At 40.8% G+C, this 15,602-nt stretch carries 14 protein-coding genes; 4 read left to right on the top strand and 10 right to left on the bottom strand.

Features of this window, described 5'->3' with window-relative positions; all coding sequences use genetic code 11:
* The first annotated feature begins 48 nt into the window (after positions 1–48).
* Together MmiHf6_RS03430 and MmiHf6_RS03425 are read left to right on the top strand one after the other, a co-directional pair.
* Positions 49–432 (top strand): hypothetical protein, encoded by a 384-nt coding sequence (locus MmiHf6_RS03430; RefSeq protein ID WP_316558308.1) that lies wholly within the window; start codon positions 49–51, stop codon positions 430–432.
* Positions 433–533: 101 nt separating this feature from the next.
* Entirely contained in the window at positions 534–707 is a 174-nt protein-coding gene (locus MmiHf6_RS03425) for a hypothetical protein (RefSeq protein ID WP_316558307.1), read from the top strand.
* Between the two features lie 1,010 nt (positions 708–1,717).
* On the opposite strand, the gene MmiHf6_RS03420 is transcribed toward MmiHf6_RS03425, so the two are convergent.
* The 9 genes from MmiHf6_RS03420 to MmiHf6_RS03380 form a co-directional block, all read right to left on the bottom strand.
* Positions 1,718–2,140 carry a hypothetical protein gene (locus MmiHf6_RS03420; protein WP_316558306.1) on the bottom strand — a complete coding sequence of 141 codons (423 nt, stop codon included), beginning with the start codon at positions 2,138–2,140 and terminating at the stop codon, positions 1,718–1,720.
* Between the two features lie 42 nt (positions 2,141–2,182).
* The gene (gene cyaB / locus MmiHf6_RS03415; protein ID WP_316558305.1) at positions 2,183–2,725 is read right to left on the bottom strand and encodes a class IV adenylate cyclase; all 543 of its coding nucleotides are present in this window, start codon (positions 2,723–2,725) and stop codon (positions 2,183–2,185) included.
* A 244-nt stretch (positions 2,726–2,969) separates the two neighbouring features.
* A complete protein-coding gene (locus tag MmiHf6_RS03410) occupies positions 2,970–3,245 on the bottom strand; it encodes a hypothetical protein (RefSeq protein ID WP_316558304.1) in 276 nt (91 codons plus the stop codon).
* Positions 3,246–3,272: 27 nt separating this feature from the next.
* Complete coding sequence (locus tag MmiHf6_RS03405) at positions 3,273–3,698, bottom strand: hypothetical protein (RefSeq protein ID WP_316558303.1); 426 nt, start codon at positions 3,696–3,698, stop codon at positions 3,273–3,275.
* Positions 3,699–4,403: 705 nt separating this feature from the next.
* Complete coding sequence (gene scpB, locus MmiHf6_RS03400) at positions 4,404–5,606, bottom strand: SMC-Scp complex subunit ScpB (protein WP_316558302.1); 1,203 nt, start codon at positions 5,604–5,606, stop codon at positions 4,404–4,406.
* 194 nt (positions 5,607–5,800) lie between these two features.
* Positions 5,801–6,793: a segregation/condensation protein A gene (locus MmiHf6_RS03395; protein WP_316558301.1), complete on the bottom strand. Its 993-nt coding sequence runs from the start codon at positions 6,791–6,793 to the stop codon at positions 5,801–5,803.
* Complete coding sequence (gene smc, locus MmiHf6_RS03390; RefSeq protein ID WP_316558300.1) at positions 6,790–10,326, bottom strand: chromosome segregation protein SMC; 3,537 nt, start codon at positions 10,324–10,326, stop codon at positions 6,790–6,792. Before smc ends, MmiHf6_RS03395 begins: the two co-directional genes overlap by 4 nt.
* A 211-nt stretch (positions 10,327–10,537) precedes the next feature.
* Positions 10,538–11,533, bottom strand: coding sequence for a hypothetical protein (locus tag MmiHf6_RS03385; RefSeq protein WP_316558299.1), 996 nt, complete (start codon positions 11,531–11,533; stop codon positions 10,538–10,540).
* A gap of 394 nt (positions 11,534–11,927) precedes the next feature.
* Positions 11,928–12,413, bottom strand: a complete 486-nt coding sequence (locus MmiHf6_RS03380) for a YqaA family protein (RefSeq protein ID WP_316558298.1) — start codon at positions 12,411–12,413, stop codon at positions 11,928–11,930.
* 440 nt (positions 12,414–12,853) lie between these two features.
* Here MmiHf6_RS03380 and larAH6 point away from each other — a divergent pair, with 440 nt between their 5' ends.
* Positions 12,854–14,113 carry a nickel-dependent malate racemase, LarAH6 family gene (gene larAH6, locus MmiHf6_RS03375; protein ID WP_316558297.1) on the top strand — a complete coding sequence of 420 codons (1,260 nt, stop codon included), beginning with the start codon at positions 12,854–12,856 and terminating at the stop codon, positions 14,111–14,113.
* 110 nt (positions 14,114–14,223) lie between these two features.
* Here larAH6 and MmiHf6_RS03370 read toward each other — a convergent pair whose 3' ends face one another.
* Positions 14,224–14,463 (bottom strand): hypothetical protein, encoded by a 240-nt coding sequence (locus MmiHf6_RS03370; RefSeq protein WP_316558296.1) that lies wholly within the window; start codon positions 14,461–14,463, stop codon positions 14,224–14,226.
* A 522-nt stretch (positions 14,464–14,985) separates the two neighbouring features.
* Between MmiHf6_RS03370 and afpA the strand changes: the two genes are divergently transcribed.
* Positions 14,986–15,543 carry an archaeoflavoprotein AfpA gene (gene afpA / locus MmiHf6_RS03365; RefSeq protein WP_316558295.1) on the top strand — a complete coding sequence of 186 codons (558 nt, stop codon included), beginning with the start codon at positions 14,986–14,988 and terminating at the stop codon, positions 15,541–15,543.
* Positions 15,544–15,602: the final 59 nt, after the last annotated feature.

Raw genomic sequence — 15,602 nt, 5'->3', positions numbered from 1 at the left:
TTGAAGTCTTGCAAATGTTTATAATCATTCATTCAATATTACGTTTCAATGTCAGAAAATTCATCCGTTTCAGATTTTTCAGCCTCAAGATCTTATGTGATTGTCGCAGTCGGCATCCTTATTCTTATCGCCGGAACGATTTTTGCTTATTCGGCAGACCGGCATTTGGAAGCAGGAGACCTGCCGGCCGACGAACTTGCCAAGCAGGAAAGAATCTACGCCGTTTCCAAAATCGGATCTATGGTCGGTTTTATTATTGCTATTATTCCGAGCGTTAATATTCTTCAAAATTCACTTTTAAATGAAAAATCAAAAGCTGAGACAAAAACTGAGACTAAAGTTGAAACAAAAGCTGAAACAAAAACGGATTCCGATATAAATATCGAAACAAAAGACGAATCAAAGACGGATGTCAATAAAAACGAAAATTAAATCTTTTCTTTTTTGTTTTTAATTTAAACCGCGATTTTTTTTCATTTGCTCATTCTTGAAAAGTTGTGCGGCTCGCGCGATGCGGCGGTCGGCAAAAGTTTGTGGCAGAAGCAGAAAAGCAATTAAAATCAGTTGTTTTTGGTTTTGTTTCGGATGGGAAAGAATCTCCAACTCCTTCTTTCCTCCGCTGCGCTTCGGAAACGCGTCGTTGGAGGGGCGGTATTTTACTTTTTCATTTCAATTTTCGAACAAATCCAAACATCCATTTTCTTTAATTTTCGATAAACCCGAACGCCCTTTAAAACCTTAAATAAAATTATTTTTTATGAAAAACGGCGTTCGTTTTTTGTTTTATATTTTATAAAAGTGATGTTTGATTTTTGATTAAAACAAATGAAAATCTTGAATACCGCCCCCGCAAGTTGAGTTTCCGAGCAGAGCGAGGAAACGAGACTTGGCGGATTCTTTCCGCGCCGAATCAAAAATTCAATTTCAGTTTTTATCTCTCAAAATTAAATTCGGAATACGAAAATTTGTCGACGTATGGTTAGAATCTCAATCTCCTCCTTTTTTCGCTTCGCTCAAAAACTCGTCGATTGAGGGGCGGTATTTTACTTTTTCATTTCAATTTTCGAACAAATTCAAACATCCATTTTCTTTAATTTTCGATAAACCCGAACGCCCTTTAAAAACTTAAAATAGATTTATCTTTTCAAAGAAAAACGGCGTTCGTTTTTTGTTTTATATTTTATAAAATTGATGTTTGATTTTTGATTAAAATTAAATGAAAAGTCCGAGTAACGTCCCCGCAAGTCGAAATTCCCGCAGCGTAGCGAAGGGAATTGAGACTTGGCGGATTCTTCCCGCGCCGAATCAAAAATTCAATTTCAGTTTTTTATCTCTCAAAATTAAAATCGAAACTTGGCGGATTCTTCCCGCGCTGAATCAAAAATTCAATTTCAGTTTTTATCTCTCAAAATTAAAATCGGAACTTGACGGATTCTTTCCATACGAATTAAAAGTTGATTGAACAGAATCAAATATTAAATCAAAATAAACGGGACGATAATTTCGCTGAATATAAAATAAAAATGGGGAAATAATTTAAAAAATAAAACGAAAAATGGTGCGATTCGCGCGGCACCGCACCGAACTGCAAGCGAAAGGCAGCAAAAGACAGTTGCAGACTGTTCCGCTTAGCAGGGGCTGGCAGGAAGCGGCAGCAAAAGACCGTCTCGGAGCAGCACTTGTCCGAGGCAGACTGCCTCTTCCCCCCCATCTAATTTTATTCGTTCAAATAAACATAAATGTCAAACGGCTGCTCTACCATGTTCGGCTCCAATCTGAAAATCGGCTTGGACGCGTAATCACCTGTGGTAAGGTTTCCGCTGCTGTCCATGTCAACGAGCGCCGTTATCGTGTAGATGCCTTTCGGGTCCAAAACGTTGTCATGCGTCAGCGTATATCTGTAATTCACTTGAGAGCCGTTTTCCAATATCAGGCGTTCCATGATGACATGATTTTCAGAATCCGTTATGTTGACGAGTTCAATATAAATTCGTGAATTCTCAAACGGCTGAGATCCGTCTTCCGTCATGATTTTTCCTTCGATTGTATATTCTTTTGAACCCAAACAGCCGAACGCGGCTGCCGTTAAAATCAAACACAAAAACATAACGGACAAAAGTTTTAATGATTTTTTCACCATTCCTGTCACCTGTTCCTTTTCTGCCTGAACTTCAATTATTTTTTATTTCTTCTGTTTTTCCAAAACCATTTCCAAATAAGACGTTGTGATCGAATCCTTTTCGGACAAACCGTATTTTCCCAAAAATTCAAAAATGCGTTTGACTTCATTTTGAATTTCCGTTCCCGACGACGCGTCTCTTAAATCACTTTCAACTTCAACGAATTCCCCAAGCCCTTCCACATCGTCAAAACCGATCGTGAAACGATTCCATTTGTAAACTTCGCGGCGCTTGTTCACGGCGCCCGAAACAAAATAGCCGAGCGCGAGAAGAATTTGTTCCATTTCATCGGCATCAACAGGACTGTTGTATTCCGGTCTTGTTTTAGAAACCTTGTCGATCTTTTTTCCCTTATAAGTCAGTTCGCCTTCACCGTTGACATTGCGGATTCGAAGCGCTTCATCCGTTTTTGCAAAGTCGCGGTCAGGCGAATTAAAATACGTGTCCTTTTGTTCTTCCGTTCCCGAAAAAACAGCTCCGCTTTCAATCAAATCATTTTTCATTTCAGCGTGCGGCATTCTGACTTTCACTTCAACTTCGTACATAATCAAAAAAGGAATTCACAGATTAAATAAATTATTGAAAAAAATAATCGGATTAGTTATTAAAAAAATTATTAAAAAATTATTAAAAAATTATTAAAAAATTATTAAAAAATATTCAGCGGTGAAGTTAATTTTTAATTTTGTTCATTTTTTGTTTTTAATTTTTTCACTTTTTCAAAAGTTCAAAATTAATTTCATCGCTGCCGACGATTGCCGGTGTATTGGTTACATGAATTTCCGGAATTTACCAGAATTCATAGATGTTGTATATCGTTCCCATGTTTTCGTATTCATCGCCGAGTTCCAAATCAAAGAAGCAGCGGTCTGCTCCCGGATAATCGGTTGACCCCGTCGTGTCAACGTACATGGTTCGACCGTCTTCTAAAACAAAAACATTCAGTGTATGACTGATCGTGTCTTTGCCGAATGTCAGCAGCACAAATCCGCATTTAATTCCGGTTTGCTCAGCCGCCGATGTCAAATCCGACGCATAATTGACACAAACATACTCATTGTTCACGTAAATATTTTCATCTGTAGAATCCGACTACAAAAACTGACAAACTTCCTCTTCCGATTTGTTTTCAGCTTTATCGTTTCGGGTCAAAGAAACATATGTATTGTTCGAATAGACAACAACATAGCGTTTGTCATCTTCCGTGAAATATACGTTTTGAGAATGATAAACATCTGCCGATTCAGCTTCTTTCAATTCAGCTTCCGCCGAATCAATTTCAGTCAAATCCGCTTCTGTCATTTCATCCTCGTTTTCTTCAAATCCGTTTTTTTCTGTTTCTTTTTCCGTTCTTTTTCCGATTTCCATTTCACCGACATCGAACCCGTTTTCAGGTTTGTTGAAATCCCCTGTGATTTCCTTTCCCTCGGCAACGCCTGCAAAACAAACTGCAGTCGCCAATGTCAGCAAAACGAATATATGCAATCTTTGCTGATTGTTTTTCCCAACAAATATCATGATGTTACTTCCTGTTTTCGTCACATCACTATTTTACTCATCAGTCAACATATATATCTTAAACTCAATAGAATATACCTTCTATAGATTATCTATATGATTTCTCTTTAATGTGGTTCAATAATTTATGATTTATATTGAATGATTTATTGTAATACGGTCGCCTTATTTTAGTCAAATATATTAATTTATTTTTCATTCTATTTTATTTTTATTTATATAATTTCAACCGATTCTGTTTTATCGAAAATTCAGATTTTTCACAATGCCTTCCGGCACTGTTATCAAAAACGATATTCTATTGATAACTCAATTCTTTTAGAAATATGGTGCAATAAGTCAAATAAAAAGATATAGAAAATAAAATAAATGATGAAAAATGAATAAAATAACAATCAAACAAAAATCACAATGAATACGTAAAATGAAAGAATTAAAACGAGAATTAAATTGAAATTAAATTGAAATTAAATTGAAATTAAATGAAAAATAAATTGAAATTAAATGAAAAATAAATTGAAATTAAATGAAAAATAAATTGAAATTAAATGAAAAATAAATTGAAATTAAATGAAAAATAAATTGAAATAAATTAAAAAATAAATTGAAATAAATTAAAAAATAAAAAAATTGAAGAAAATAAAATTTAAAATTATGAATTGAAAACTGAAGCAAGCGGCTGTTTTTAAATTTCGTCCAATTTATTTATTCTTCACTCGCGTTTTCAGCTTCTTGTTTCTTCTCTTTTTTCCCCGCTTTTTCCGATTTATCAATTTCGCGAAGACCGCCGATCACCGCGTCATATTTTTCGCAAACGCGCTTGATCAAATTGCCGGACTGGTTTTTATGCGTCGGGAAAGTCACTTCGCCTTTCTTGACCTTTTTGCCGCCGCTTGACGTGCCGTAATCCGGAGACACAACAATTCCGTCAACCGCCAAGCCGATTCCGAGTTCGCCTAAAAGTTTGGCCGACATTTCCGTTGCCGGGCTCGCCTTGGATTTGACCATCAGCGCTTTGTTGCGGTAAATTTCCAGAAGCTCTTTCAAATCATTCAGATTTTCTTCTTTCTTGGACAATTTCCCGAAACGCGTAAAGTCTTCGCCGAGTTCTTTTTCAATCATTCTGATATCTTCAATCAAATCACTGAAAGTCGTTGAAGACATTTCAAGAACTGTGCCGCCGTAAGGCGGATTTAAATCCTGTAATTTATCGGCGTAACCCTTTGCCATGATCAAAATATCCGTCTCTTCCAAAATCTTCAAGTCATTTTCACTCGGTTGATACGGATTCACAACTTTATAATTTGTAATGCCGCACATACGCATCACAGACTCATACATTTCCGTAACGGCCAATCTCTTTCTGAAACCGAAACTTGAAATGTCGCTCTGCCCGCCCTGCGCGCGGTAAATTTCAACCATCTTATTTCTGACATCGGCCGAATCATTCGATGCGATTCCGAAATATTCCGCGAACAATTTCGTCGTCGTCATCATTTTCGTACGACCGTGCGGTTTGAGATCAATTAAACCGCGCTCATGCAATTCATTGATATGTTCGTAAGCGTTGCCGCCACGCATTTCAACGACTTCCGCTTTTGTAATCGGCTGATGATACGCAATAATTGAAAGCGTTTTCAACTGCGGAGACGTCAATTCTTTCGGCGCGACATCCTTGACTTTTTCCGCGAATTCCGGCTTGATCTGCATGACAAACCGTCCCGCCAAATCGGCGATTTCAATGCCCGATCCGCGCGCCGCGTAATCTTCCCTCAGCTCCGTGACAAGACGCGTGATTTCCTTCTTGGAAAGGCCTGAAATTTTCATCAGAGTTTCAACCGTCACCGTGCTGCCGGCAGCAAATAAGGCGGCTTCAATAATTTGTTTTGCAGTGTTTTCCTCTGTCATAATACTCAGTCGATTCAATCGTCAATACATTTTTACATCGTTTTTTGATTACATCGTTTTTGCCGGCGGCAGCCGCCGCGCGCGAACGGCTCGGATTTCATTTTGTTTTGAAAACCCGACAACACGTTTCTATTTATTGATAATTTTGATACATTGGTTTTTTTATTTTTTTGATTATTTTTTGATAGTTTAATTCATTCGCCGGCTTCGGCTTCCGCCGTTTCGGGAAGCGTGTCTTCGATAATATCCTCAACTCTGTTTTCAAGAACAGCTTCGTCGAACGGATACACATAAAGCGTTCCGTAAATTTCCTTTTGATAAAGCATGACTTCTTTCATCGCCGCCAAGAATAAAAGCGTAATGTAATCCATGATTTTATCGGCGCCTTCAAGCCTGTAAATTTCATCTAATGTGACATATTCCTGCTTTTTGAAATAATGTTTCAAGATTTCTAAAAGCGTTCCCGTTCTCTTTAAAATCGCTTCGTCATGCGCGATATTCATCACGTCTTCCGTCGTCAGTTCAACATCAATGTAACGGCGGGTGCCTTCAGCGCGAATGTGTTCTCTTCTTTTGACAACATCTTTTTCCGCTTTTTTAAGCTCGTCAATCAATTCCTTCAGCGTCACCGGGCGGCGCGCAGACCTTCGAACCGGAAGAAGCGGCATATTGAATTCGTTGATATCAAACTCTTCTTCATAATTCTCTTCAATATCATAAAGGTCTTCCAAAACTTCCTCTTCTTCTTGGAAGAGTCCCGTCGATTTCATACGAAGCAAAACGCAGGAATAAAGAAGCGTTCGCCCGGAAATGCGCAAATCCATCTGCTGAAGCTCTTCGATTTTATTAAGGAAAGTATCTGTCACTTGAACAATATCAATGTTCCACGGATCGATTTTGCCGTTCTTTGCAAGTTCGACCAAAATTTCAATCGGCTCGTTGCCGATAAAAGATGAAAAATCAAGCGTGTCAACATTAATGCCGCTGTCGGCTAAACTGTCGCCGAGCGAATCAATGAAATAAGATTTCGCGTTGTCATTTTCGCCGAGAATGAAATCGCTTCTTTCACTCATTTCCATTTCTTCATAAGATTCCGCTTCGAAAACTTCTGTTTCTGTAAAAGTTTCTGTTTCCACAAAAGTTTCCGTTTCCTCATTTTTCGGAATCGAATTGATTTCAGAACTCATGCCGATTTCACCCCCGTAATACTGGTTGTGCCTTCAAGCTGCGTGACGCCGATAATTCTGTCGGACTGCTCAAGCATCGGTTTACGCAGAGAAATCACGATAAACTGAGCGATCTTCGCGGATTTTTCAACACGCGCCGCAACTCTTTCCACGTTCCAGCCGTCCAAGTTCTGATCGACTTCGTCGAAAACGTAAAAAGGCGCCGGCCTGTATCCCTGAATCGCAATAATAAACGCAAGCGCGGTCAAACTCTTTTCGCCGCCGGACATCGCTTCCAAACGCAGAATGTTTTTGCCTTTCGGCTGCGCGTGAAGCGTCATGCCGCCGGCAAACGGATCATTCGGATTTTCCAGTATAAGCTCGCCGTGACCGTCCGCCAATTCAAAAAAGACTTGCGTGAAGTTTTCGTTGATGCCGTTGTACGCTTCCATAAACGTCTCGCGTTTCAGCTGCTCATACTGGTCGATTCTCGTCAGAAGTTCTTCGCGCTCGTTAAACAGCGTGTCGCGGCGGCCGACCAATTCTTCCTGACGCTCATTGACAGAATCGTACTCGTCAATCGCGCGCATGTTGACCGGCTCAAGCGATTCCATTTCTTTTTCCAAAGATTCGATCGTAATGTAAACGGTTTGATAAGAGGGAATATCTTCATCAGCGCCGGCCGCGTCCAATCCGCGCTCCGCCACTTCTTGTGTCAAATTAATATATTGCTTCTCAAGCGTCTGTTTCGTCAGGAAAGACGTGTCTTTATGGCGTTTGACTTCTTCGTAAGAGAAACGGATCTTTTCCAATCTTTTACGCGCTTCATCTGCTTTCTGTTCCAAAGATTCGCGTCTGTCGCGCAAATCTTTTAATTCATTTGAAATTTCAAGTTCGCGCGCTTCATTCTTTTTCTGCTGCTCTTCGTACTTGTCGATTTCAGCTTGAAGCGCTGCAATATTGTCTTTTCCGGAACGCTTTTTCGTTTCAAGCTCTTCAAGTTCCGCTTTCGTCTCTTCGATCACTTCTTCGGCATGCTTTTTCGCAAGCTCTACGGCGTTCATGTCGGATTTGATGTCGCCGAGACGCTCTTTCAAGCGGTCGATTTCATCGTCGATGCGCTGCGATTTTCTGCGAAGCTCTTCCAATTCGGGATTGTTGAGTTCGGCCTCAATCTTTTGAATTTCGGCTTCAAGCTCCTTTTGAACTTCTTCTTTTGCTAAACGCTTTTCAATGATTTCATTCATTTCCTTTTTAAGCTGCTCGCGCTCAGCGCCGAGTTCATCCAAACTGCTCTGCTTGGAATCCAAAACTTCCGTCAAACGGCTTTCGCGGTTTTTGATTTCTTCAACACGCATTTCCATTTTGGAAACTTCGTTTGAAATGGCCGCAATTCGCTTGTTCGCGTCGGTCACTTTCGTATTGATGTCTGTCAGCTTGTTGATCAATTCGCCGCGTTTGTTGTAAATGGCGCGGATATCGGCGCCGAGCGTGTCTAACCGGTCGCGTTCCGACGCCGCAAATGAGATGCGTGATTTCTGAGCGACCGAGCCGCCGACCATTGCGCCGCTCTTCTCAAGCGTATCGCCGTCAAGCGTCACCATTCTGTAGCGCCCGATGGAGCGTCTCGCGTTTTCAAGCGTGTCAACAATCACTGTGTCTCTGAAAACGTACCAGAAAGCCGGTTCGTATTCCGGCTCATAATCAATCAAATCAACAGCGTAGCCGACAAAACCGGGAACACTGTCTTGTAAATCGGGAAGGTTTCTTCTGCGCTCCATTTTGTTGAGCGGCAAAAACGTTGCGCGCCCGAGATTTTTGCGCTTCAGGTAGTTGATCGCGTGTTCCGCGTCGGCATCGGTCTCCACGAGAATCGCCTGCATCTTGCCGCCGGCAGCGATTTCAAGCGCTTTTGAATAAGTCTGATCCGCGCGTCCCAAGTTGGCGACAGCGCCGATGATGCCGTAAAGGTCTTCGCGTTTGGACGCTTTTAAGATTTCTTCAACAGCGTGAGAATAAGTGCTGCCGACTTCCGTTGCGCGGACGCGGGCTTCAATCACGCCGTATTCGCGTTCTTTGACGGCGACTTCCTCTTCCATTTTTTTCTTGTCATCTTCCATGCGTTTCTCGGCAGATTCCAAGTCGTCTAAATCTCTTTTGAGTTTGTCGGATTCATCCTGTAATTTTGAAATTTCATATTCCGCAATTTTCGTGTCGCTCTCTGCGTTTTTCGCGTTGTCTTTTGCTTCGGTGATTTCATCTTCAATGTCTTTGATTTCCGAAGCTTTGCGGCGCAGCGCGTCTGTTACGCGGTCTTCGTCGCGAATGAGCTGATTCTTTTCATTTTTGAGTTCTTCGAGTTCTTCTCGTTTCTGATTGGAAACAGAAGTCTGCTCGGCGAATTTCTTGTCAATTGCGGCAATTTTGGAAGTCAGAATCACTTTTTCCGTATTTCTGTCGGACTGTTCTTTTAAAACAGCATCCTCTTTCCTTTTTTCCTCGGCAAGCGTATTTTCCTGCTCTTCGATTTCCTTTTTGCGCGTGTCGATTTTGACAAAAAGATCGCGGCGCTTGGATTCAAAACCGCTTTCTTCACGCTCTAAAACGCCGATACTTTCTCTCGCGCGTGAAATGTGTCCTTTGATTTCTTCGATTTCCGTTTTGATTTGAATCTGCTCGTCTTCGCCTTTTTGACGAATTTCAGTGTTGAGCGCGGCAAGTTCGGACTCTGCTTCCGTCTGCTCGTCTTCGCGCTCTTTGATTTTTTCTTCGGTTTCTGCGGCGAGCGTTTCGTATCTTAAAATCTCATTTTCAACGTTCGCCAGTTCGATTTTCGCGTCTTTTAATTTGGATAAAATCAAATAACCTTCATACTTCTGCTTCTGCTCGCGAAGCGTTCTGTATTTCAGCGCGTGTTCTCTTTCCGATGACAGGCGCTCCAACTGCGCTTTGACTTCTTCAACGATAATGTCGATTTTTTCGATCTGCTCTTTGACAATATCAAGTTCGGCAAGAGACTTTTGTTTCTTTTCGTCAAACTCGGAAACGCCGGCAATTTCATCAATGATTTTGCGGCGTTCGGTCGGGCTCATTTTCGCGGTAATTTGAGAAATATCGCCCTGCATCACGACGTTATAGCCTTCAGGCGTCACGCCGGCTTTGCCGAGCAATTCATGAACTTCCGTTAAACTGACCGCTTTGCCGTTGAAATAAAAATAGCTGTAATAACCGGATTTAGTCTGCTTGATTTTTCTTGAAATTTCAAACTCGTCCGCTTCCACCGGCGCTTTTCTGTCAGAGTTGTCAAAAGTAATCGTCACCTGAGCGAATTCAGGCTGCTTGGATTTTGCGTCGTTGAAAATCAAATCCGTCAATTTTTCGGCACGCATCGTTTTGGAACCGGAGAGGCCGAGCGCGAAGAGGATCCCGTCAATAATATTGGATTTTCCGCTGCCGTTGGGTCCCGAAATTGCCGTGAACCCCTCGTAAAACGGGATCTTGACCCGTCTTCCAAAGGATTTGAAGTTGACAAATTCAATTTCTTTAATAAACACTTGTTTTTCTCCCGCAGGTGGTTTTTTACGTTTGTCTGACGATTTTTATTTTATATTTATTTTATATCTATTTTATAATTGTTTTATAATTTGATTATTTTTCAATTATTCAAGCCGTATATTGAACAGTATAATTGGACAGTATAATTGGACAGTATAATTGGACAGTATATTGAATCAGTATATTTGTTTCGTATATTCGTTACCTGAATCATTCGTATGTAATGATTTCGGTATCGTCTTCATCGCTTGAAATGATTCTTTCTTTGAGTTCCGACGCCGGTTTGCTTCCGCGGCGCCCGCCGTGTCTTTTGCTGCCGATATCTTTTTCGGCGATAATATATTCGCAGCCGGCGTTGTAATCTTCATCTTCTTTTTCAAAACGCATTTGTTTTTGATTGTTGCCGATGATGTATTCGGCGCGGTCCGGAATTTCCTGCTCTTCTGTTTTTACTTTTTGAATCGTGAGCGGAATGTTTTCAAAGGAAGATTGTTTCGGCGGCTCGGGCTCTCTTAAAGGCGAGACATCTAAGATTTCTTCGGCGGAATCCGCGAAGTAAAAAGGGTCGTCTCCTGACGGAATTGTTTTCGCGGGAACGAATTTTTCGGGCTCCGCATTATTTTTTTTTGGAACGTATTCCTGGTATTCCCAGCCGTCAGATTTTCTGTTAAATGTAACGGGTGCAATCGGCGTTGCGGGTCCGGTCGGTTCATTGCCGAAGCCGGGCGGATGCATTGCGCGGCGCGTATCAACAGGCGCTGCTGTCGGATACGGTGTATAAGAGGAAAAAGGAGATTCGACCGCTTCGGTTTGTTTGTAAGCGGTTTCGGGAAGCGTTGATTCGTACGGATTTTGGTATGAATTTTGATACGGATTCTGGCTGATTTTCACGGGCGGTATATCGTTGTCGGGGTTGCGCATTTTATCCATTTCTTTTGACATGGCGCTTAATGTTGTTTTGATGTCAACGATTTCTCTGACAATTCCGTCCTGCGTTGTTGCGATTTCATGAATGCGCTGTTCGATTAATCGAAGTCTGTCATAAGGAACCGTTTCGGGCTGAAGTTCTTCGCGAATTTCTTCAATAATTGAGCTGCGCGTTTCATATGCGATTGCATTTAATTGCGTTTCAATTTTTTCTTCAAGTTCGTCATAGATCTTCTTTTCGATCTTTTCTGTTCCGCTGTATTTGATTTTTCCGTTCAACGTTGTCCCTCGAGCTCTTTGGATTGTGGTTGTGTGATGTAAATGTAAATGTGTCGTAAATCCGTTATTGTATTTATGTCAGTCCGTTATTGTTTATGCGTCCGTTATTGTTTATTTATCCGTGATTTGATGTCAATGCAGCATATCGAATGTAAATTTAATGTTATTGTGGCGTAATAGAATGTAAATCTAACGTCAATGCGGCATTCATTTAAGTGTGGCGTAAATATATTTATAAATTTAATTCAAATGTGATATAAATCTGTGGTAAAAAATATGTTCATATGTAAACTGTTATGTTTTATAATATATATAGCTTACATCCGATTCTGTATCCCGTCTTTTCTTTTCGGGGATGCTTTCCGTTCTTTCATGCTTTCTTCTGATATTGTTTTTAAATCAGACTTGACGTCATGTCGTATCCCATTTGGCACAGAACCAAAACAAGGATGAATCGAATAAATTTACCGATAATTGTCAGAACGCTGAACTTTTTAAATTCGTAACGGACGGCGCCTGCAACGAACACGAATGCGTCGCCGATGATGGGAAGCGATGTCAGCAGCAATACCCACGCGCCGTATTTTTCAAACAATTTCAGTCCTTTTTCATATTTTTCAGGGCTGATGATTTCAAATTTGTCGGATAATTTATGAAGCCCCCAATATCCGAGAATATATGTTGTCACGGATCCGAGATAACTGCCGGCGGTTGCGACAAGAACGATTGCCCAGAAGCTGTGCGTGTTGCACATCATCGCAATCAAAACTTCGGGACTGAGCGGAATGAGTGAGGCGGCCAAGAAAGCGCTGATAAATAAACTGATATAGCCGTAGTTGAACAGGAAATCCTGAATGACCGGCCAAACGGTTTCAAACATTTTTTTCTCCTTTCAAACCTCAAAACAAAAATCAAAACAAATCCGGAAAGATTTGTCATGAACAAATTCAACGATATATTTTAACGGACAACAAGTTATAAATCTATTTATCTGATTTTTGAATCCAATGAACACAATTCCATTTTGAACAATCGCGTTTTGAACAATTATGCAATTGTGTTTTGGACAATTATGCAATTGTTTTGAATAATTATGTAATTATATATTGAACAATTTTAAATAATTATATCTTGGACATAAATTTTAAACATAGTATTACATTTTAAACATTGTATCTTAAATCTTGAACAATTGTTTTAAAATTGGTTTAAATATTGATTTAAAAATTGATTTAAAAATTGGTTTTAATATTTTTTAAATTTATTTTAAAAATTATTTCGCATTACATGAACTCAATGACAATTTAAAGTGACATCTCAATGACAAATAAAAATTTATCTGTTCCTTACGGCAGCGGTTTGCTTTCTTTTGAACTTCCGGAATCCGCTTTTTTAAGCATTGTTCTTCCGGCAGATGAAGGCGAGTTTGAGGTCGATTCTGACGCTTTGATCAAAAACGCGCTTCAAAATCCGGTCAGCTCTCCGCGTTTGTCCGAGCTTGCTTCACAAAATGATAAAATCGCAATTATTGTCAATGATATCACGCGCCCGACACCGTCTTCTTATTTGATTCCTTTTGTTCTTGAAGAATTGGCGGCGGCAGGGGTTCCTGATAAAAATATTATTTTTTATTTCGCGCTCGGACTTCATCGCGCACACACGGATGATGAGATTCAAAAGCTTCTCGGAATAGAAATTTACCGCCGCTTCCAGTTTGTTCAGCACGAAGTCGGCACTTTTCCGACAACATCTTTCGGTCAGACCTCCCGCGGAACACCGATTGAAATTTACAGCGACATCGTTGAAAATGATTTGATTATCGGAATCGGTGAAATCGGTTTTCATTATTACGCCGGCTACAGCGGCGGTTCAAAATCGCTTCTTCCGGGTGTCAGTTCGAAAGATTCTGTGATTACGAATCATAAAATGATGATCGACAAAAACGCGGTTTCGGGCCGCGTTGACAGTCCTGTTCGCCAGGATTCGGAAGAGGCGGCCGGAATCATCGGTCTTGATTTCATTTTGAATGTTGTTTTGGACAGCCGCAAAAACGTTGTCGCGGCTTTTGCAGGCGATTATATCGACGCGCACCGCGAAGGCGTCAAAGTGGTTGATTCGATGTACAAAATCTGCGTCGAACCGGCTGACGCGGTCATTGTTTCCTGCGGCGGCTATCCGAAAGACATCAATTTATATCAGGCGAATAAAGCGCTTGATAACGCAACCCAAGCCGTCAAAGAAGGCGGCGCAATCATAATGGCGGCTGAATGCCGCGACGGTATCGGCAATGATATTTACAGCAAATGGATAAAGGAATGCAAAACGCCGGCGGATGCAATCGACCGTTTCAATAAGGTGTTTGAATTCGGCGGTCACAAGGCGGCGACAACGGCTGCCGCGTCGCAGCGCTTTGATTTGTATTTGGTTTCATCCATTCCCGACGAAACGGCGGAAGAAGCTTTCTTTATTCCCTGCAAAACGGTCGAAGAAGCCGTTTCAAAGATTATGGCGAAGAATCCGGACGCGAAGTTTCATGTGCTTCCTTATGGCGGTCAAACGCTTCCGTCGATGAAATCTTGATTTTTTTCATTTTCATTTTCTCTTTTCATTTTCCATTTTTCTTTTCATTTTTTTATTTTTTTCTTTCTTTTTATTTTTCTAAAAGCGGGGGTCGTTTTTGTTTGAGTTTTTTAAAAGTCGGGCGGCTCGCGCGACGGCGGCTTTCTGTTTGCGGGCAGCAAGCGGAAACCTGCAGGCAGCAGCAAACAGAAACCTGCAGGTAGCAGCGGCACGTTCGCGAATGCGAACGGATTACGATTAAAATTGGCAGATGCAGGCAAAAGCGTAAACATGACAGGCAGCAGCAAAATTAAAAGACAGTTGCAGACGAGCAGATTCAGCAGGAAGCTGACAGCAAAAAACAGTTGCAAGATGGAACAGGCAAGAGCCAAACCGCAACTAACAAAACCATGATTTTTGAGTTTTTATTTCGTATGGGAAGAATCCGCCAAGTCTCAATTCCCTTCGCTTCGCTGCGGGAATCTCAACTTGCGGGGACGGTATTTTGTCTATTCATTTCAATATTAAGATAAATTGAAACATCGTCTTTCATCAATTTTCTTCAAAAAACGGAACGCCGCTTTTTCAATAAAATCTAAAACATTTTTTAGGGTTTTATCGGGCGTTCAGGTTCACCGATTTTAAAAATTGGATGTTTAGGTTTTATCCCGAAATGAAATAAAAACGCGGTACAAGTTTGAAAACAAATCAAAAAACGGAGCAGCTCGCGCGCGCACGACAGCGGCAGCAGTGCGAACCAAATTCACGAAATCTCAGAACGTGATTGCGGAATCCCTTCTCTTTCATTTTTCCGAAACTTTCATACCCCTTTAAATAAAATAAAGGTTGTTTTAATCTATCACTTAATTTTTATAAATTTCAAGGTGATCAATATGTCAAAAAAGGAATCTCGTCAAAAAACACGAATGCTGGCTTGGGGAATAACAGGCGCCGGCGACAAATTAACAGAAACCGTTGAAGTCATGAAACAAATCAAAGAGAAAGATTACATCATCGACGTCTTCGTCTCTCATGAAGGAGAAACCGTTCTCAAATGGTACAAACAATTCAAGAACGTGAACAACGCGTTTGACTCCTGCACGGTTGAATCCAGTCCCAACGCGCCGTTTATTCTCGGCGACCTTCAAACAGGCAAATATGACGCTTTAATCATTTCACCCGCGTCCGCCAACACAGTTGCCAAAATCGTCAATGGTATTGCCGATACGCTTTTAACGAACGCAGTCGCCCAAACGGCCAAAACAGATCTTCCGATTTACATTTATCCGGTCGATCAGAAAAAAGGCAAAATCAAAACGCACGCCCCCGACGGCCGCGAATTTTATTTGAAAATGCGCGACATTGATGTTGAAAATGCCAAAAAATTAAAGAAAATGGAAAATATCAAAGTCGTGAAAGCGCCCGAGAAATTGAAGAAATATTTCAAATGATTTTTTGAATTGTTTCTTTTAATCTTTTTTAATTTATTTTTTAAATCTTTTTTAATTAT

It is taken from the genome of Methanimicrococcus hongohii, assembly GCF_032594095.1.
Lineage (GTDB): Archaea > Halobacteriota > Methanosarcinia > Methanosarcinales > Methanosarcinaceae > Methanimicrococcus > Methanimicrococcus hongohii.
Note: the sequence above shows the minus strand (reverse complement) of the source record. Positions and strands in the feature narration are given on the sequence as shown.